At 60.2% G+C, this 19,032-nt stretch carries 13 protein-coding genes; 7 read left to right on the top strand and 6 right to left on the bottom strand.

From position 1 onward, the window contains the following. Positions 1 to 49: 49 nt before the first annotated feature. On the bottom strand, positions 50 to 1,411 hold the full coding sequence (locus HUW52_RS07560) for an HD domain-containing phosphohydrolase (protein ID WP_175553306.1): 1,362 nt from the start codon (positions 1,409 to 1,411) through the stop codon (positions 50 to 52). Between the two features lie 252 nt (positions 1,412 to 1,663). On the opposite strand from HUW52_RS07560, the gene HUW52_RS07555 reads away from it, so the two are divergent. From HUW52_RS07555 to HUW52_RS07535, 5 genes are read left to right on the top strand one after another with little or no spacing between them, the layout of a single operon-like run. Continuing rightward, positions 1,664 to 3,922, top strand: a complete 2,259-nt coding sequence (locus HUW52_RS07555; RefSeq protein WP_175553305.1) for an EAL domain-containing protein — start codon at positions 1,664 to 1,666, stop codon at positions 3,920 to 3,922. Beyond that, complete coding sequence (locus HUW52_RS07550) at positions 3,919 to 5,793, top strand: bifunctional diguanylate cyclase/phosphodiesterase (protein WP_175553304.1); 1,875 nt, start codon at positions 3,919 to 3,921, stop codon at positions 5,791 to 5,793. Before HUW52_RS07555 ends, HUW52_RS07550 begins: the two co-directional genes overlap by 4 nt. Positions 5,794 to 5,833: 40 nt before the next feature. Then, positions 5,834 to 6,787 carry a cytochrome-c peroxidase gene (locus tag HUW52_RS07545; RefSeq protein WP_026000580.1) on the top strand — a complete coding sequence of 318 codons (954 nt, stop codon included), beginning with the start codon at positions 5,834 to 5,836 and terminating at the stop codon, positions 6,785 to 6,787. Further along, entirely contained in the window at positions 6,784 to 8,598 is a 1,815-nt protein-coding gene (locus HUW52_RS07540) for a DAHL domain-containing protein (RefSeq protein WP_175553303.1), read from the top strand. The genes HUW52_RS07545 and HUW52_RS07540 overlap by 4 nt, the downstream gene beginning before the upstream one ends. Beyond that, entirely contained in the window at positions 8,595 to 9,998 is a 1,404-nt protein-coding gene (locus HUW52_RS07535; RefSeq protein ID WP_175553302.1) for an ATP-binding protein, read from the top strand. The genes HUW52_RS07540 and HUW52_RS07535 overlap by 4 nt, the downstream gene beginning before the upstream one ends. Before the next feature lie 7 nt (positions 9,999 to 10,005). Here the strand turns inward: HUW52_RS07535 and HUW52_RS07530 are convergent, their stop codons facing one another. Continuing rightward, positions 10,006 to 11,331 carry an APC family permease gene (locus HUW52_RS07530; RefSeq protein WP_175553301.1) on the bottom strand — a complete coding sequence of 442 codons (1,326 nt, stop codon included), beginning with the start codon at positions 11,329 to 11,331 and terminating at the stop codon, positions 10,006 to 10,008. A 315-nt stretch (positions 11,332 to 11,646) separates the two neighbouring features. Then, positions 11,647 to 12,468 carry a carbon-nitrogen hydrolase family protein gene (locus tag HUW52_RS07525; RefSeq protein ID WP_175553300.1) on the bottom strand — a complete coding sequence of 274 codons (822 nt, stop codon included), beginning with the start codon at positions 12,466 to 12,468 and terminating at the stop codon, positions 11,647 to 11,649. A gap of 126 nt (positions 12,469 to 12,594) precedes the next feature. Here HUW52_RS07525 and HUW52_RS07520 point away from each other — a divergent pair, with 126 nt between their 5' ends. Next, positions 12,595 to 13,395 carry a LuxR C-terminal-related transcriptional regulator gene (locus HUW52_RS07520; RefSeq protein WP_175553299.1) on the top strand — a complete coding sequence of 267 codons (801 nt, stop codon included), beginning with the start codon at positions 12,595 to 12,597 and terminating at the stop codon, positions 13,393 to 13,395. A 171-nt stretch (positions 13,396 to 13,566) separates the two neighbouring features. Further along, the gene (locus HUW52_RS07515; protein ID WP_175553298.1) at positions 13,567 to 15,186 is read left to right on the top strand and encodes an FMN-binding glutamate synthase family protein; all 1,620 of its coding nucleotides are present in this window, start codon (positions 13,567 to 13,569) and stop codon (positions 15,184 to 15,186) included. Positions 15,187 to 15,225: 39 nt separating this feature from the next. On the opposite strand, the gene HUW52_RS07510 is transcribed toward HUW52_RS07515, so the two are convergent. The 3 genes from HUW52_RS07510 to HUW52_RS07500 form a co-directional block, all read right to left on the bottom strand. After that, positions 15,226 to 15,588, bottom strand: a complete 363-nt coding sequence (locus HUW52_RS07510; RefSeq protein ID WP_175553297.1) for a GtrA family protein — start codon at positions 15,586 to 15,588, stop codon at positions 15,226 to 15,228. Between the two features lie 115 nt (positions 15,589 to 15,703). Next, positions 15,704 to 17,185: a glucosyltransferase domain-containing protein gene (locus tag HUW52_RS07505; RefSeq protein WP_175553296.1), complete on the bottom strand. Its 1,482-nt coding sequence runs from the start codon at positions 17,183 to 17,185 to the stop codon at positions 15,704 to 15,706. A 187-nt stretch (positions 17,186 to 17,372) separates the two neighbouring features. After that, positions 17,373 to 18,794, bottom strand: coding sequence for an amino acid permease (locus HUW52_RS07500; RefSeq protein ID WP_175553295.1), 1,422 nt, complete (start codon positions 18,792 to 18,794; stop codon positions 17,373 to 17,375). Between the last annotated feature and the right edge of the window lie 238 nt (positions 18,795 to 19,032).

Here is a 19,032-nt window from a genome sequence, read left to right as displayed (position 1 = left end):
GAAAAACCGCAAGGATCCCATGCCCGGCCCAATGACGTCACCTCACCGATCATTCACCCAGCGCCTTGAGCGTGGCTTCAACCTCCTCCGGCACCTTGACGAAAATCGTGTACTTGCCACCCTCCATGGCTTCGAACGCAATCAGTTTTTCCACCAGCAGCGCACTGAGCACCTTGCCGGCGTTGAGCAGTAGCATGCCGTTATCGGCATTGAGGTTGCGCGCCAGAATCATCCCCGCCGCCAGATCCCGAGTGGAGAGCACCTTGACCGACGGATCGGCCAGCGTCACGTCGCTGAGGAACGCCGCGCACACCAGAATGAAGTCTTCGACCAGATCGGGATCGTATAAACGCCCGGCGTACTGGCGCAGGTACAACAGCGCTTCATCGCTGTTCATCTGCCGCTCGAGGATCAGCCCGCGCTGCAACTCGACGAAATCCACCGCCAGTTTCAGCAAGCGTGAGCCGAACGGAATGCCCTCGCCCTTGAGCCGGTCGGGAAAGCCGCTGCCGTCCCAGCGCTCCTGATGATGCAGGATCAGACGCGCCGCATCCTTCATCGGGTCCAGGGTCATGAGCAACGATTCGCTCTGCTTCGGATAACCGCGATAGCGCTCGCGTTCGGTATGGCGCAGCAGATCCGAGGGCGTGGTCATCATCGCGTCGGTCCAGCTCAGCTTGCCGACGTTGTACAGCGCCGCCGCCATGGTCAGGTCGCGGCTGGTGGCCTCGTCCAGCCCGTGCTGTCTGCAGTAGCTGCGCACCAGTTCGATGATCTGCCGGTTGGTCTGTTTGGCAGGTGGTAAGCGCAGATTGGCCAGCAGCGAAAACACTTCGGTGCCGGTGACATAGCTGTGTTTGAGCTCTTCGTACGCCAGATCGAGCATGTCGGCGGTTTGCTGCAGTTCGGCGGTGCGCGCCGCGACATGCTTTTCCAGGGTGCTGTTGAGCAGTTTGAGCTGCTCGTTCTGCACCTGGTTCAAGCGTTCCAGACGCTCGCGCTCCTGCTCGGAGTGCTGGTGTTCGAGGGACTGGCGCAGAATCAGCTGCAACTCTTCGTCATTCCACGGTTTGCTGATGTAACGGTGAATCTGCCCGTCATTGATGGCTTTGATGATCGCCGCCGGGTCGGCATAACCAGTGAGCATGATCCGCGCAGTCGCCGGATAGCGCTCACGGACATGCGCCAGCAACGACGCACCGTCCATGCCCGGCATGCGCGCATCGCTCACCACCAGATTCACCGGCTGCTGCGCGAGGATCTCCAGCGCCTGGGCGCCGCTGGTGGCCAACAGAAGATCGTAGGGTTGGCCGCGTAACAGACGACGCAGGCTGTTGAGGATCGATTCCTCGTCATCGACCAGCAGCACTGTGGGTCGATGCGCCGGCGTCGGCGCGGATAGCTCTTCCATGGCATGGCCTCAAGCAAACAGGGAAATAACGACGCACCGACCCAACACTTCGCCGGTCCGCGCCTGAGTCCAAGGCTAGATGATTTTGGCCGGCCTTCACGCCGATCTTTGTCCGGGGCCGAAAGCGCAGTACCGGCGAGCCGACTATGCTGAAGACAGCGCAAGACTCCATCGGCTGATACAAACAGGCAAATGGCGAGGGAAAAGGATGCCCCGGATCACCACAGCATGCCTCCCCACGGGTGGCGCGGCATGACAGCGCCAACCGTGCACATCAATCGCCGCGTGCTGATCGTTGACGACAGCCCGGCGATCCATGGCGATTTCGCCAAGATTCTCAGCCCGGTCATCCCCGGTGATGATGGCTTGGGCGAAACCGAGAGCCTGCTGTTCGGCACCCCGTCCGCCCGGCAATCCCAGCACTTTGAACTGGATTCGGCGTTTCAGGGCCGCGAAGCCCTGGAAAAACTCGAGGCCGCGCTGGCGCAAAACCGCCCTTACGCCATGGCCTTCATCGACATGCGCATGCCGCCGGGCTGGGATGGCCTGGAGACCATTGAACGGCTGTGGCAGGTCGATCCCAAGCTGCAAGTTGCGCTGTGCACGGCCTATTCCGATTATTCCTGGGAAGACATCGACCGGCGTCTGGCACTGAACGACCGGTTACTGATTCTGAAAAAGCCCTTCGACGCCATCGAGATCCGCCAGATGGCCAGCGCCCTCACGGTCAAATGGCAGATGACCGAAGACGCCGAACTCAAGATGAACCTGCTCGAGCAAGCGGTGCAGGAACGCACCCGGGAGCTGTCGGACGCCAACGTGATCGTGCAGAACAGCCCGACCATTCTTTACCGCTTGCGCGGCGAACCCTCGTTTGCGCTGATGTACATCTCCCACAACATCACCCGTTACGGCCATGCCGCCGCCGACCTGGTGGGGTCGCCCGACTGGGCACAGGCACTGATTCATCCGGACGATCAGGCGAACGTCGATGCGGCCATGGCCCGGGTGCTGGATCGGCATGCGTCGGGCGCTTCGATCGAATTCCGCATGCGCACAGGTCAAGGCACCTGGCGCTGGGTGGAGAACCGCTACATCCCGGTGCGCGATCAGGACGGCCGTCTGCTGGAAGTCGAAGGCATCATTCTCGACATCACCGAACGTCGTCTGGCCGAAGAAAAACTGGCCTTGCTCGCGCGCTCCGACGGCCTGACGGGCCTGGCCAATCGCGCCACACTGATCGAACGCCTGCATCAGGCATTCGCCGCCGCGCGGCGGGGGGCCATGCCGTTCGCGGTGTTCTATCTGGATCTCGACCACTTCAAGCGGATCAATGACACCCTGGGCCACCCGGTGGGCGATCTGCTGCTGCAGGAAGTCGCCCGGCGCATCAAGTGCGGCGTACGGGAAAGCGACGTGGTGGCGCGCCTGGGCGGCGACGAATTTGCGATCCTGCAACTGGACGTCAGCGATCCGACCCAATCGGCCACGATGGCTGCCAACATCCGCGACACGCTGCTGGCGCCCTATAACCTGGCCGGTAATGCGCTGCATATTTCGGTGAGCATCGGCATCAGCAGTTACAGCGACCTCAGCCTCGATGCCGACACGCTGCTCGGGCAAGCCGACATGGCGCTGTACCGCGCCAAGGAAATGGGCCGCAACCAGTACCACTTCCATTCCGAGGAAATCTCCCGGGAAGTGGCCGAACGCATGACCCTTGTCGGTGAATTGATGACCGCCCTCGAGGGCAATGAGCTGATGCTGCGTTATGCGCCGGAGGTTGAACTGCACAGCGGCAGGATTCTCGGCATGGAGGCACAAGTCCTCTGGCAGCATCCCCGTCGCGGCCTGCTGCCGGCCGCCGACTTCGTGCCGATCGCGGAGAAAACCGGCGCGATCATTCCGCTCGGGCGCTGGGTGCTGGATCACGCCTGCCACCAGATGCATCTGTGGCGTAACGAAGGCGTCGCGCCGCCGGTGATGGCGATCAAACTCTCGCTGGCCCAACTCAAGAGCGGCCCCGAGCTGATCTACAACGTGCTGCGCACCACCGCCCGCTGGGAACTCGCGCCCTGGGACCTGCGCTTCGATGTCACCGAGGCCACACTGGCCCAGACCAAGTGGACACACAACGACGCGTTGCCGCGCCTGCGTGAACTGGGCGTGAGCATCGCCATCGATGATTTCGGCACCGAATATTCCTCGTTCGACTACCTGAAAACCTACCGGGTCAATCACCTCAAACTGGCGCAGAGTTTTGTCAACAGTGCCGCCCACGATGTCGCCGGTGCCAATGCCCTGCGCGCGATCGTCAACTTCGCCCGGGACCTGGACATCGGCATCATCGCTGAAGGCCAGCCGTCGTCGGATCAGCCTTGCACACCACCCGCCGCGCCCCCGCTGCCGAGCACCCGGGGCATGTATTTCAGTGCAGCGGTCAGCGCCGAACAGGCCGGGCATTTGCTCAAGGACAGTGCCCGTCTGACACTAAAGGAGGACGAGGCATGAAAACGCCTTTTCCCCAGACCAACCGGCGCATCCTGATCATCGACGACACGCCGGCGATCCACGAGGACTTTCGCAAGATCCTCGCCCCGCAGGTGGCGGACGCCGTCGATTTGCATCAACTGGAACAGACGCTGTTCGGCAGCCAGCAGACGCCGCGCCTGAGCTTCCAGCTCGACTCCGCCTATCAGGGCCAGGAAGCCTTGGCACTGGTCAATCGCGCACTGGCCAGTGGCAATCCCTACGCCCTCGCCTTTATCGACATGCGCATGCCGCCCGGCTGGGATGGCCTGGAAACCATCGAGCAACTGTGGCGGGTCGACCCGAACCTGCAAATCGCCCTGTGCACGGCGTACAGCGACTACAGCTGGGAAGCGATGGCCGAACGGCTGGAGTTCGGCGATCAGTTGCTGATCCTGAAAAAGCCGTTCGACAGTCTGGAAATCCGTCAGATGGCCAACGCCCTGACCTGGAAATGGCAACTGGCGCAGGACGCGGCGCTGAAGATGCTCAGTCTTGAGCGGACCATCGAGGCGCGGGTGCACGAACTGCTCAAGGTCTCGCACCTGCTGCAATACGACAGCCTCACGGAACTGCCCAACAGCACCCTGCTCGGTGATCGCCTGAGCCAGGCCATGGCGGTGTGCCGCCGGCATGACAAACAACTGGTGGTGATGTTTCTCGGCCTCGATCGCTTCAAGCGCATCAACAATGCGCTGGGCCATCCGGCGGGTGACGAGATGCTCAAACGGGTCGCCCGGCAACTGTTGTCCGGCGTGCGCGATTCGGACTCGGTGTTTCGTTACGGCTCCGACGAGTTCGTAGTGATCCTCGGCGACATCAACCACCCTCAGCAAACCCACGGCATCGCGGAAAAACTCCTCGCCGCCATTCGCCTGCCGCAGATGATTGCCGGCCACGACGTCAGCGTCACCGCCAGCCTTGGCATCAGCGTCTACCCCGATGACGGCCTCGAAGCCACCGAGCTGATCAAGAAGGCCGAGACCGCGATGCGCAACGTCAAGGAACAGGGCCCCGACAGCATCGGCTTCTTCATCGAAGCCATGAACCAGCACGCCCGCGAACAGCACAGCATCGAGTCGGGCATTCGCCACGCCCTGCAGGAACATGAATTCGTCCTGCACTATCAGCCGAAAATCGACCTGCGCACGGCCGCCGTAGTGGGTGCCGAAGCACTGGTGCGCTGGCAAAAACCGGGGCATGGCTGGGTCTATCCGGCGGACTTCATCCCGGTGGCCGAGGACAGTGGCCTGATCGTGCCGTTGAGCAAATGGGTGCTGGCTGAGGCCTGTCGGCAGACCCGCACCTGGCAACTGGCCGGACTGCCGCCGATCCGCATGTCGGTCAACACCTCGCCGATCGACTTACGCCAGCGTGATTTCGTCGCCGGCATCGAACGTGTGCTGGAACAGACAGGTCTGGCCCCCGAGTGGCTGGAACTGGAAATCACCGAGGGCGTACTGATGCAAAACGTCGAGGCGACGATGACGGCGCTCAATCGCCTGAAGACGCTGGGCACGCGTCTGGCCATCGACGACTTCGGCACCGGCTATTCCAGCCTGAGCTACCTGCGGCGATTTCCTATCGACGTGCTGAAGATCGACCAATCGTTCATTCGCAACCTGTGCAACGACCGCAGCGATGCCGCGCTGGTCAGCGCGATCATCAACCTGGGCAAGAGCCTGGGCCTGGACGTCATCGCCGAGGGCATCGAAACCGCCGAACAACTGGCGTTTCTCAAGGCCCATCACTGCGAAGAAGGCCAAGGTTACTTTTTCAGCAAAGCGCTGCCGGCAGACACGTTTGCGCGTTTGCTCGCCGGTACGCACCCCACGCCCTGGACGATTGGATGAGCACTGTGAAAGCGGCCTTGAGTCAGGGAGACAATTGCCGATGAGCCTTATTCACCACACGATGACGTTGCTGCTGTGCGGACTCTGTGTCGGGGCCAGTGCCGAGCCGCTGGACGAGCCGCTGAAACCGTTGCCCGCAGTGCCGCCGCAGGATGCCCGGCACGTGGAACTCGGTCGACGGCTATTCCACGAGCCACGCTTGTCGATCAACAACACGCTGTCCTGCGCCAGCTGCCACCAACTGGACAAGAACGGTGCCGACAGCCGCGCCTTGTCCTTGGGCTTCGACGGTAAACCGGTGGCCGTCAACACACCGACCGTGTTCAACGCGGCCCTCAACTTCCGCCAGTTCTGGGATGGCCGCGTCGAAACGCTGGTGGAACAAAGCGCCGTCGTCATCACCAGCCCCCATGAAATGGGCAGCGACTGGCACACCGTGATCGAACGCATCGGCAACGACCCCGACTACCGTCGCGATTTCGCCGCTGCCTACCCGGACGGCGTGACCCAGGCCAATGTCCAGCAGGCGCTGGCCAGTTTTGAACGTACCCTGTTGACGCCCGATTCGCGCTTCGATCAATACCTGCAGGGCAATACCGACATCCTCACCCTGGAAGAAAAGTACGGTTACCAGCGCTTCAAGGAGTACGGCTGCATTGCCTGCCATCAGGGGGTGAACATCGGCGGCAATATGTTCCAGAAGTTCGGTGTGTTCGGCGATTACATTGCCGATCGCGGCAACCCGACCGTGGCCGACCAGGGCCGCTTCAACGTGACCGGTGACGAAGCGGACCGGGCCGTGTTCAAGGTGCCGAGCCTGCGCAACGTCGCGATCACCGCGCCGTACTTTCACGACGGTTCGGCACCCACCCTCGAACGCGCCGTGGATGTGATGTTCCAGTACCAGTTGGGGCGCATGCCAAGCGCTGAGGACAAGCGGCTGATCATGCTGTTTCTGACAACCCTGACCGGCCAACGGGAAGACAAGCCATGATCAACATCTCGCGGCGACGCAGCCTGCTGTTGCTGACCCTGGTCGCCCTGGTGCTGGCGTCGATCCTGCTGTTCCTGTACATCAAATCCAGCTCCGACCAAACCATGACCTACACCGAATCGCGGGATCTGATCCGGCAGATCAAACAGCAGAACTCGCTGTGGGAAAACGAGCTCCTCAAGGCGCGAGTGGCGCTCACCCACAACTACGATCCGCTGGTATCACCGATGAACGAGATGAACCGGCTCTGGGCGCGCTTCGACGCGATCGAGTCCGGGCATGGGCGCAACAACTCGGCGCAATGGAACGAGGCTCACGAAAGTTTCCTGCAGGCGATGCAGGAAAAGACCCGTCTGGTCGAGCAGTTCAAATCGCACAACGCGCTGTTGCGCAACTCTCTGGCCTTCTTGCCCACCGCTGAAGACGACATCCAACAGCAACTGGCCAGCCTGTCGGACTTCGATAAATTGCAGCTGCAAAACATCACCACCGACACCTACGACCTGCTGCTCAGCGCCCTCGAATTCGCCCAGGTCACCTCCGAGGACCGGGCCGCCGACATCGAGGTCGGCCTGAACAAGCTGAAGGTCAACGCGCAACGCCTGCCACCGGTGTTTCAGACCCCGATCAAAATCATGAGCAGCCATATCTCACTGATTGCGCGCGAGCAGCCAGTGGTCAATCAGTTGCTCGAAAGCATCGAAGGCATTCCCGTGGCCGACAGCCTCGACAACATCACCACCATGCTCGATCGCGATCAGCAGCGCGCCGATGAGGTCGACCGGCAGTACCACTTCTACCTGCTGCTGTTTTCGGTGCTGCTGATGTTGTCGCTGGTGTGGCTGGCCATCCGTTTGATCGGCAGTTTCGCCGAGATCAACCGGGTCAATAACGCCCTGCAAACGGCCAACGATGCGCTGGAACAAAGAGTCGAAGAACGCACCCGGGAACTGCGGGACGCCCAGAGCGAACTGCTCGACGCGGCACGTCAGGCGGGCATGGCGGAAATCGCCACCAATGTGCTGCACAACGTTGGCAACGTGCTCAACAGCGTAAACATCTCCAGCGACCTGATCACGCGCAAGCTGCGCAGCAGCAAGGCCCAGGGGCTGGGCAAGGCCATGCAACTGTTCAACGAACACCCGGATGACCTCGGCGGGTTCCTCAGCGAAGACGCCAAAGGCAAATTGCTCCCCGGCTACCTCAACCAACTGGTGGTCGCGATTGCCCAGGAACAGCAGGAAATGCTCGACGAGTTGCACCAGATGAATAAAAGCGTCGACCACATCAAGGACATCGTCGCCACCCAGCAATCCTATGCCGGCGCCAATAGCATGACCGAACCGCTTTTCATCAACGAACTGCTCGAAGACGCGTTGCGCATGAACGCCGGCGCCCTGACCCGGCACCACGTCACGGTGGTCCGGGAATACGCCGACGTGCCGCAGGTGATGGGCGACAAACACCGGTTGCTGCTGATCCTGATCAACCTGATCAGCAACGCCAAATACGCCATGTCCGACCTCAGCAACCGCCCCCGGACCATGACCCTGGCGGTCAAAATTGTCGATGACAATTTCCTTGAAATCAGCGTCAAGGATGACGGCGAAGGCATCGCCCCGGAAAACATGACGCGGATCTTTGCCCACGGTTTCACCACCCGCAAGGAAGGCCACGGCTTCGGTCTGCACAGCTGCGCCCTGGCGGCCATCGAGATGAGCGGCCACCTCACGGCGCACAGCGACGGCCCCGGCCAAGGTGCGTTGTTCACCTTGCAGATCCCCCTGATCAGCGTCACGGAGAACGCATGAGCGAGCTGTCGAACCGCCGCATTCTGCTGATCGACGACATGCCGTCGATCCATGAAGACTTTCGCAAGATTCTCGCGCCACCGGCGGCGCAGTCGGTGGAACTGGACGAGATGGAAGCGGCACTGTTTGGCGCTCAGCTGCGCGCCGAACGTCCGCCGTTCGAGCTGGACTCGGCCTACGGCGGCGAGGAAGGTCTGGGCAAGCTGGTCCGGGCCTTGGCGGAACAACGCCCCTACGCGCTGGCCTTTGTCGACATGCGCATGCCCGACGGCTGGGACGGCGCGAAAACCATCGAACATCTGTGGCAGCAGGATCCGCAGTTGCAAGTGGTGGTCTGTACTGCCTATTCGGATTATTCCTGGGATGAACTGTTGGAGCGTCTGCAGGCGCATGACCGCTTGCTGATTCTGAAAAAGCCGTTCGACAACATCGAAGTGCAGCAGATGGCCAACACCCTGCTGACCAAGTGGCAGATGACCGAACGCGCGTCATTGCAGATGCATCACCTGGAACATCTGGTCGATCAACGCACCGCCCAGTTCAAGCAGGCCAGTGAAGAACTGCAACGGGAAATCGATGAGCGCAAGCAACTGGAAAGTCAGTTGGTGCAGTCGGAAAAACTTGCGTCACTGGGGCAAATGGCGGCGGGCGTGGCCCATGAGATCAATAACCCGATCGGCTTTATCTCTTCCAATCTCGGCACCCTCGACGGCTATTTCAAACAATTGCTCAGCGTACTCGATGCCTGGCAGACGCTTGGGCCCACGCCAGCCCCCGAGTCCGTGGCACAGCTTGAGCAATTGCGCAAAGACGCCGAGCTGGATTTTCTCCTCGAAGACATCCCGGTGCTGATCCGCGAATCCAAGGAAGGCATTGGCCGCGTCGGGCAGATCGTCAAGGACCTGAAAGACTTCTCCCGGGTCGATAGCCATCAGCAATGGCAGTGGGCCAATCTGCAACAAGGCATCGAGTCGACCCTGAACATCGTCGCCAGCGAACTCAAGTACAAGGCCGACCTGATCAAGGAGTATCAGCCCCTGCCGGACATCGAATGCCTGCCGTCGCAGATCAATCAGGTGATCATGAACCTGGTGGTCAATGCGGCGCAGGCCATGGGCCCCGAACGCGGCACCATCACCTTGCGCACCGGGCAACAACAAGACACAGCCTGGGTGGAAGTCGCCGACACCGGCGCGGGGATTGCGCCGGAGATCCTGCAGAAAATCTTCGATCCGTTTTTCACCACCAAACCGATCGGCCAAGGCACCGGGCTTGGCCTGTCCCTGTCGTACGGCATTGTGAAAAAGCACGGTGGCGATATTTCGGTACGCAGCGAACCGGGGGTAGGCACGACCTTTCGCGTCGAGTTACCGATGCGTCAGAGCCGGCCCGCTGCGTGAAGGCGCCTCAGGTCGCTTCCTGGAAATCCATTTCCGGCGGCTGCCGACGGAAGCCACCGGTGAGCACCGCGAGGTAAACCACACCCACCGCCAGCCAGCTCAAGCCCAGATAAATCGCCAGATGATCGAGGCTGACCATCAGCCACAAATCCGCGACCAGACCAATAAATGGAAAGAGCAGAAACAGCACCAGTTCACGCAGGCCTTTTTTCTCGCCGCCGATCCAGTAATGGAAGATCACCGAGAGGTTGACCAGACTGAATGCCAGGAACGCGCCGAAGTTGATGAACGACGTTGAAGTGGTGACATCGAGTTTCAGCGCCAGCAATGCCACCACGGCGCAGAGCAGGATGCTGTTGACCGGTGTGCCGAAGCGCGCGTGCAGCGTGCCGAAAAACGACTTTGGCAGAACGCCGTCACGGCCCATGGCGAACAGCAGTCGCGAGCCACTGGCCTGTGCCGACAGCCCCGAAGCGAACTGGCCGACAATCAGACCGATGAGGAAGATCGAGACGAACAGATCACCGCCGATGTTGCGGGCGATTTCATAAGCCGCCGAATCGACGCTGTCGAACTGGAACGACGGGTGCGCGATCTGCACAAAATAGGAAACGCCGACGAAGATCGCCCCGCCGATCAAGGTGATCAGCATGATTGCCCGTGGGATGGTGCGGCGTGGATCGCGGGTTTCTTCGGTCAAGGTGCTGACTGCATCGAAGCCAAGGAACGAATAGCAGGCAATCGCCGCGCCGCTCATGATCAGCGGCATGTGCATGTCGCCGTTGAAGAACGGTTTGACCGACCACAACGGCGTGCTCGCATCGCCGCCGATGTAGTGCACGCACAGCGCGACGAAAGCGATCAGCACGAGGAATTGCACCAGCATCAGCAAGGCATTGATGCCGTTGGCCAGTTTCAGGCCAATGATATTGATCGCGCTGGTGATGCCGATGAACGCCAGCACCCAGATCCATTGCGGGATCGACGGGAACGCCGAGGCCAGATAAGCCGCGCCGATCAGCCAGATCGCCATCGGCAGAAACAGGTAATCGAGCAGCACCGCCCAACCGGCGATGAAACCGAGCTTGGGGCTGATCGCCTTGCGCACGTAGCTGTAGGCGGAACCGGCGACCGGGAATGCGGCGGCCATGCGCCCGTAGCTCATCGCGGTAAAGAACATCGCGATCAGTGCCGCCAGATACGCGGCGGGGACCATGCCGGCGGTGGATTGGGCGAGGATGCCGAAGGTGCCGAGGACAATGATCGGCGTCATGTAGGCGATGCCGAACAGCACCACCGACCCTAATGAAAGGGTGCGTTGCAAACGAGCCATGGGCGACTTACTCCGAATTTTATTGGATTTATGGCAGAGCCGAGTTCGGCGAATGTTTTCGGCTTGGTTTTGTTGTTCTGGTGTGGCTTGAGTTTTTTGTTCGGCTTGAAATCTTTTCCCCCTCACCCCAGCCCTCTCCCCCAAGGGGGAGAGGGGAAAGGGAGCAGATCTCCATGGCTTTCAAATCCTGAGTTCGACTTGAATTCGCAGTTTCAAATCCTGAGTGCGACTCGGTATTTCAGGTCGGCTTACCTCGAACAATCAACTCGGTCAGTCCCCTCTCCCTCCGGGAGAGGGCTAGGGTGAGGGCAGCGGTTAACGGCATGGAATCAACAATTCACGAACACCATCGCCGTGCTCCACCACCTCCCCCGGCAACTTCAACCGCTGGTCATCCAGATAGCGGTAATCCTTGCGCGCAATCTCTAACCGGTCGAAATCCAGCTCAACGCTGAACGTCCCTTCTTCGCGTCCGGCCTCGAACAGCAGCGTACCCAGTGGATCCACCAGCGCACTGCCACCGGCGAACATCAAACCGTCATCCCCCGCCTCGACGCGATTGACCATCAACGCAAACGCCTGATTCTCTTGGGCACGGGCCATGATCGCGATGCGGTGAGTCGACGCGTACGGGTCCATGTTGCCGTTGGTCACGATCAGCAACTCGGCACCGAGTTGCGCCAAGGCACGGGCGGACTCGGGAAACTCGATGTCGTAACAAATCAGCAGGCCAACACGCACACCGTTCCACTCGCACGTGGCGTAACAGTCGCCGGCCTCGAACACGCCGCGATCCGACGCCCACAAATGCGTCTTGCGGTATTTCAGGGCGATGCCTGCCGGGGTGATCAGCAGCGTGGTGTTGTAGAAGCGACCGTTGTCGTTCTCGGCCATGCCGATCACCACGGCGATGTTGCGTTCGCGCGCGGCGGCCAGCACGGCGCTGACGGTCGGACCATCCAGCGGTTCTGCGGTGTGCGCGACGGTTTCGGCCGTCGGAAAGCCCATCAGGTGGGTTTCCGGGAACACGATCAGTTGCGTGTCGGCAGCGCACGCGGCAATCGCTGCAAGTGCGCGTTCGAGGTTATATGCCGTGGCATTGTCACGGCCCGCCAGTTGGGCGAGTTCGACTTTCATGGGGATTCCCTTGTTATGAGCATCGGGCGCTGAAAGATTGCCCGGTGGCTGTCTGTGGGCCAGTATGCGCAGCAAGCGAGCGGCCAGGGAATCACGCGGCCGGGGTAACCCGATAGGGGTAGATCGATGACACTTTCGTTTGACGACATCACCTGGCACCGCGCCGTCGGGCAATTGATCGACGCGCTGGACAAGCCGAACTTCTGGGCGCAAATGGTGCGTTTGCTCGACCAGTACGTACCGTTCGATAGCTGGGTGGTGCTGCTGTTCAGCGCCGATCAACACCCGCAAGTCTTCGCCGAATGCCCCGGCGAAGACGGCAGCCCTGACCCGTTGTTTCAGGATTATCTGCGCGGCCTGTACCTGCTCGACCCGTTCTACATCGCCTGTCGCGAGCAAACGCGCACCGGTCTGTATCGCTTGTCCGAGGTCGCGCCGGAGCATTTCGAGCTTACCGAGTATTACCAGCGATACTTTCGTCTGAATGTCGTGGCCGACGAAATCCAGTTCAATTGTCAGCTCGAAGGTGACCGCACGCTGTGTCTGTCATTGGGCAGTGAAAAACGTTTCACTGGCGAACATATCGCTCTGCTGTCATTGATCCAGCCTTGGGTGCTGGGCCTGCTGCGCCAACGACTACCCTATGAAATCAACGAAACCGTGGCCCTCGCCGCCGCCCCCGCACAAGCCGATTGGCGCGTGCAACTGGAGGCGTCGGTGCAACAACTCAAGGGCGCACAACTAACGGCCCGGGAGCTGGATGTAGGGCGTTTGATGCTCAGCGGTTGCTCCAGCAAAGAAATCGCCCGTAAGCTGGAAATCTCCGTAGAAACCGTGAAAGTCCATAAGAAACACATGTACAGCAAGCTGGGAATCAAATCCCAGTCCGAGCTGTTTTCGATTTTTCTTCAGGCACAAAACGCCTGATCGTTTGGTGAAGTGGCTTTTTGTGGGAGTGAGCCTGCTCGCGATGGCGTCGGGTCAGTCAAATCATTTGTAGCTGATATACCGCTATCGCGAGCAGGCTCACTCCTACAGGGGAATGTGTTTATCCCTGAATCTTCGCTGATTATTCCGAGTCCGAACCAAGGAAACCGTATGAGCCTGTCACTCCTGAGCCGCTACGCCTTCTTTGCCGTCTGCGTGATTTTCACCCTCGCCAGCCTGCCTTTCCTCGAACATGACTGGTTGTGGCCGATCACCGCCGTCACCGGCGTATTGAGCCTGATCGGTCTGTTCGACCTGCTGCAGAGCCCGCACGCGGTGCGCCGCAATTACCCGATCCTCGGCAACATCCGCTATCTGGTCGAAGGCATCCGCCCGGAGATCCGCCAGTACCTGCTGGAATCCGACAGCGACGCCCTGCCCTTCTCCCGCGCGCAACGTTCGCTGGTCTATTCGCGAGCGAAAAACGAAACCGCCGACAAACCGTTCGGCACACTGATCGATGTCTATCAATCGGGCTTCGAATTTATCGGCCACTCGATGCGCCCGGCCCCCCTGAGCGACCCGAGCAGTTTCCGCGTCACCGTCGGCGGCCCGCAGTGCAGTCAGCCGTACTCGGCCTCGGTGTTCAACATCTCGGCGATGAGCTTCGGCTCGCTCAGCGCCAATGCCATTCGCGCACTCAACCAAGGCGCGAAACTCGGCAACTTCGCCCACGACACCGGTGAAGGCAGCATCAGCCCGTATCACCGCGAACACGGCGGCGACCTGACCTGGGAGCTGGGCAGTGGCTACTTCGGTTGCCGCACCAGCGATGGCCGTTTCGACCCGGAACGCTTCGCTGTCCAGGCACAGAACCCGCAAGTGCGGATGATCGAAATCAAGATGAGCCAAGGCGCCAAACCCGGCCACGGCGGGATCCTGCCCAAGCACAAAGTCACCAGGGAAATCGCCGAAACCCGCGGCATCCTGATGGGCGAAGACTGCGTGTCACCGTCGCGCCACAGCGCGTTTTCCACGCCGCTGGAAATGATGCATTTCATTCAGCAATTGCGTGAACTGTCCGGCGGCAAACCGGTGGGTTTCAAGTTCTGCCTCGGCCACCCGTGGGAATTCATGGGCATCGCCAAAGCCATGCTGGAAACCGGCATCCTCCCGGACTTCATCGTCGTCGATGGCAAGGAAGGTGGCACCGGCGCAGCACCGGTCGAGTTCACCGACCACATCGGCGTGCCGATGCGCGAAGGCCTGCTGTTTGTCCACAACACCCTGGTCGGCCTGAACCTGCGTGACAAGATCAAACTCGGTGCCAGCGGCAAGATCGTCAGCGCCTTCGACATCGCCAGCGTGCTGGCCATCGGCGCCGACTGGGCCAACTCCGCACGCGGCTTCATGTTCGCCATCGGCTGCATCCAGTCGCAAAGCTGCCACACCAACAAATGCCCGACCGGCGTGGCCACGCAGGATGCTCTGCGCCAACGTGCACTGGTGGTGCCGGACAAGGCGCAGCGCGTGTTCAACTTCCACCGCAATACCTTGAAGGCGCTGGCGGAAATGCTCGCCGCCGCCGGCCTCGATCACCCCTCGCAACTGTCGGCCAAGCATTTGGTGCGGCGCATGTCGGCGACCGAGATCAAGTTGTTTTCGCAGTTGCACGTGTTCTTGAAACCGGGGGAATTGCTCACCGGGGAAGTGAATGGCGAGTTCTATTCGCGGATGTGGCAGATGGCGCGGGCGGACAGTTTTGAGCCGCAGGAAGTGGCCGCAGCCTGAACCTGAATGAAGCGTCAGTCTTTGCATCAGATCGACGCTTCAACTTTCACGCTCATGCAGCAGAAAAAAACGAAAAAAACAGTACCCCAACAACAGATTGACCAGGGTAAACACCACCACCGTCAGCAATCCCGGCAGGTCACGTGCATCGGCGAACGCACCGATGGCAAAACTGAGCGCGCCCATCACCGCGATAAACAGCAGATAGCCGAGCACCGATGTTCGGCTGTCGAAGGTGTACAGCATGTTCACGTAAAACGAGAACGCGGCCGCAACGCAGAAAGCAGCAAAATTGCTGGCGGCCTGGGTCAGCCCCACGGCGGTGCACAGGACGAAGAAAATCTGCCAATGGATCAATCCATCGGCGATTGCGATGACGGTCAAAGCTGAGAATCCCTTCATACCGGTGCCTCGTCCTTGCCTCATTTGGCGAGTTTTCAACCTAGGGCATGGACGGTGTTCGGTCTACTGTCAGAAATTACAGGTACAGGGCTTCATCCGACGAGTGGTCTTCGCGCTACCACTGCAGCAAGCGACCGTGTGGCGGTTCTTTCATGACGATGAAGCCGTAATCGCCAATCAGATAGATGCGGTAATTCAGGCTCTCTACCAACGGCGGATAGCCCAGATACCCGACATGCGTGGCATTGCGTCGCTCGCGTTCGGCGATCACGTTGGTGATACCGACTGACGGCAAGTTTTCCGCAAGCATGTAGTAATCGACGTTGAGCAAATAGCGCAGCACCGGCAGTTGCCTGTAGGTGCCTTCGGCACTGGCGAGCCAGCGATCGGAATAGTTGATTGCCAGGTAAATCCGCTTGGCCTGGCGCAGTTCTCGATGGGCTGCGATGTCGTGGCCGAGGCTGTACAAGGCACTCGTGGCGAAGGTTTTCTGCAGGGTCAGCACCCGACCATAGGCAAACGACAGTGACAGCGTCGCCAGCAGCGGGATGATCAGCAGCGCAGGCCATCGTTGACCGTGGGGCGCGAGTGCGAGATGGGCGAGATAGAACAGAAAAACCAGCAATACGCCGAAGCCCATCAGCGTGCGGGCGCCTTCATTGAAATCGCGGAATATGAGGGTGATACCCGGTACGAGCAGCACCAGCGCAATGATCAGCAGCGACACCGCCAACATCCGTTTGCGCACGTGGTGATGCCTGACCAAACGCACGCAACCTGCCAGTGCGCAGAGCAGCAATGCGCCGAATACCCACGTGTATCCCCCATGGAACAACAAAGCGACTTTTTCCAGCACCCGGCCAACATTGATGCCTGCTTGCAGCAACGGCCCGGCCTGCCACTTGAGCAATCCGGCTCTGCCAACGTCCATGAACGGATACGCAGTGACCGCGTAGATCGCCACGCCAAGCCCCAGTTGCGCCAGCTTGCTGCCAAACATTCGGAGAATGTCCATCGCGGGCATTCGATGATGAATCGCCCTGAGCCCTTCGACGCAACACAGACCGAGAAACACGTTGACGCTGATCTGATACAAGCCGAGGGCCAACGCCAGCAAAACCGCCGGCACCACCCAGCGCTGCGCCCGTGAAGGACTGCGAAAGGTGGTCGCATAAATCATCGCGACCAGGCTCAACGCCATGACCGGGCCGTCGTATTGATAAGACAGGTTCTGCAGCAGGAAAGGGTTGTACCAGAGCGGCAACGACACCAGACAACAGGCCAGCGTCGGCTCGCCGAAGTAGTGAAAGGTCAGGCGTGTCAGCGCCAGACTCATGACCACGTTGGCCAGCAACAACGGCAACGGAAAGATGTTCGGTGCCGCAGCGGTGAAGCTCAGCGCTTGATACAACCAGTCGCTGAACAACCGCCCTTGGCCAGCCCAGGCATTACCGGCCGCCAGCGTGCGCCAGTTATCGTCGATGTATGGAAAGTCGGCGAGGATCAGCGGCAGTACATACACCGAGGTCGCGAGCAGAAAAAACAGCACGATTTGACGTCGACTGAGTTCTCGTTCGAGACATTCGCCAGTCCTCATTGCTGCGCCTCTGTTCACTGCCGCGCGGGATTGGAAAGCACTAGAGCTTTGAACCTTCTCGCAGGCGTTGTATCGCTCTTTCAGACCGGCGGTGATGTCCCGCACAGCCTTGCCAGGCGATCAGTGGCACGGATAATAAAAAGCCCCGATCTCTCGACCGGGGCTTCGCTGTTTGCGCAGCTACCACTTACGACGCCGAACGCACCGCACCTTGTGATGCGTTGGTCGGTTGCAACTTGAACACGTAGAACAACACCGTCAGTAGCACCAGGAACGCCGGCCCCACATACAGCGCCACGCGGGTGTCGGGGAAGTACGCCATCAGGCCGACCACCAGCACCAGAAACGCCAGCGCAAAATACGAGCTGACCGGGTACAGCCACATCTTGTATTTCAGTGCCGCACGTTCGCTGGCGCTCAGGCCTTTGCGGAATTTCAGCTGGGCCAGCAGGATCATCACCCAGGTCCAGATCGCACCGAAGGTAGCAATCGAGGTCACCCAGACGAAGACTTTCTCCGGCACCAGATAGTTGAGCATGACGCCCAAGAGCAACACCGCAATCGACAGCAACAGCGCTCGACGCGGTACACCGTTATTCGAGGTTTTGGCAAAACCGGCCGGTGCCTGGCCGTTCTGCGCCAGGCTGTAGAGCATGCGCCCGGTGCTGAAGATGCCGCCGTTGCACGACGACAGCGCGGCGGTGATCACCACGAAGTTGATGATGCCGGCGGCGGTCTTGATGCCCAGACGCTCGAAGGTCATCACGAACGGGCTGCCCTGGGTGCCGATTTCGTTCCACGGGTAGATCGACAGAATCACGAACAGCGCACCGACGTAGAACAGCAGAATCCGCCAGAACACCGAGCCGATCGCATCGGGAATGGTCTTCTGCGGGTTCTTCGCTTCACCAGCGGTGAGGCCGATCATCTCGACGCCAAGGTAGGCGAACATGACCATTTGCAGCGACATCAACACACCGGTTACACCGTTGGGCATAAAACCGCCGTGGGCCCACAGGTTGGAAATCCCCAGCGCCACTCCGTCATTACCGAAACCGAACGCGATGATGCCGACGCCGCCGATGACCATGGCGATAATCGTGACGATCTTGATCAGGGCAAACCAGAATTCGAATTCACCGAAGGCCTTCACCGCGATCAGGTTGATCGAGCCCATGCTGATCAGCGCCGCGAGGGCCCAGATCCAGCGCGGCACATCGGGAAACCAGATGCCCATGTAGACGGCCACCGCGGTGATTTCCGCGACGCAGGTCACCAGCCACAGGAACCAGTAGTTCCAGCCCGTGAGAAAGCCTGCCAATGGGCCGAGGTAGTCTTGCGCGTAACGGCTGAACGAACCAGCCACCGGATTGTGCACGGCCATTTCGCCGAGCGCGCGCATGATTACCAGGATCGCCAGACCGCCCAGGATGTACGACAGCATGATTGCCGGGCCGGCCATTTCGATGGCCTTGGCCGAACCTAAAAACAGACCGACGCCGATACAGGCACCGAGCGCCATCAGGCGAATATGCCGTTCGCCGAGTTCGCGTTTGAGCGGACCGCCCTGAGCGGTGTCGCCGTGAGGCAGTTGATTGCCGACTGGCATAGGGGGTGCAACCTCGTCTTGTTATTGGATATGACCACCGAGTGTCGAAGCGTCGGCCGGTAGGCCTTGGCTGCTGTGAAACCGCGTCAGCTTCGTGGGCAAACGCGTCTTGCAAGACAACCTGCAAGATCAGCGGGACGTGCAGTATAAAAACCTTGTTGCAGGTCTTTTCACTCTATAAACCACAAGATTCAGCGGGAGTTGCCACAAATGCGCAAGCTGGTCGGGAAGATCAACT

The sequence above is a fragment of the Pseudomonas sp. 43A genome (assembly GCF_013363935.1).
Classification (GTDB): domain Bacteria; phylum Pseudomonadota; class Gammaproteobacteria; order Pseudomonadales; family Pseudomonadaceae; genus Aquipseudomonas; species Aquipseudomonas crudilactis.
The sequence above is the reverse complement of the archived record's forward strand: the minus strand, read 5'-3'. Positions and strand labels throughout refer to the sequence as shown.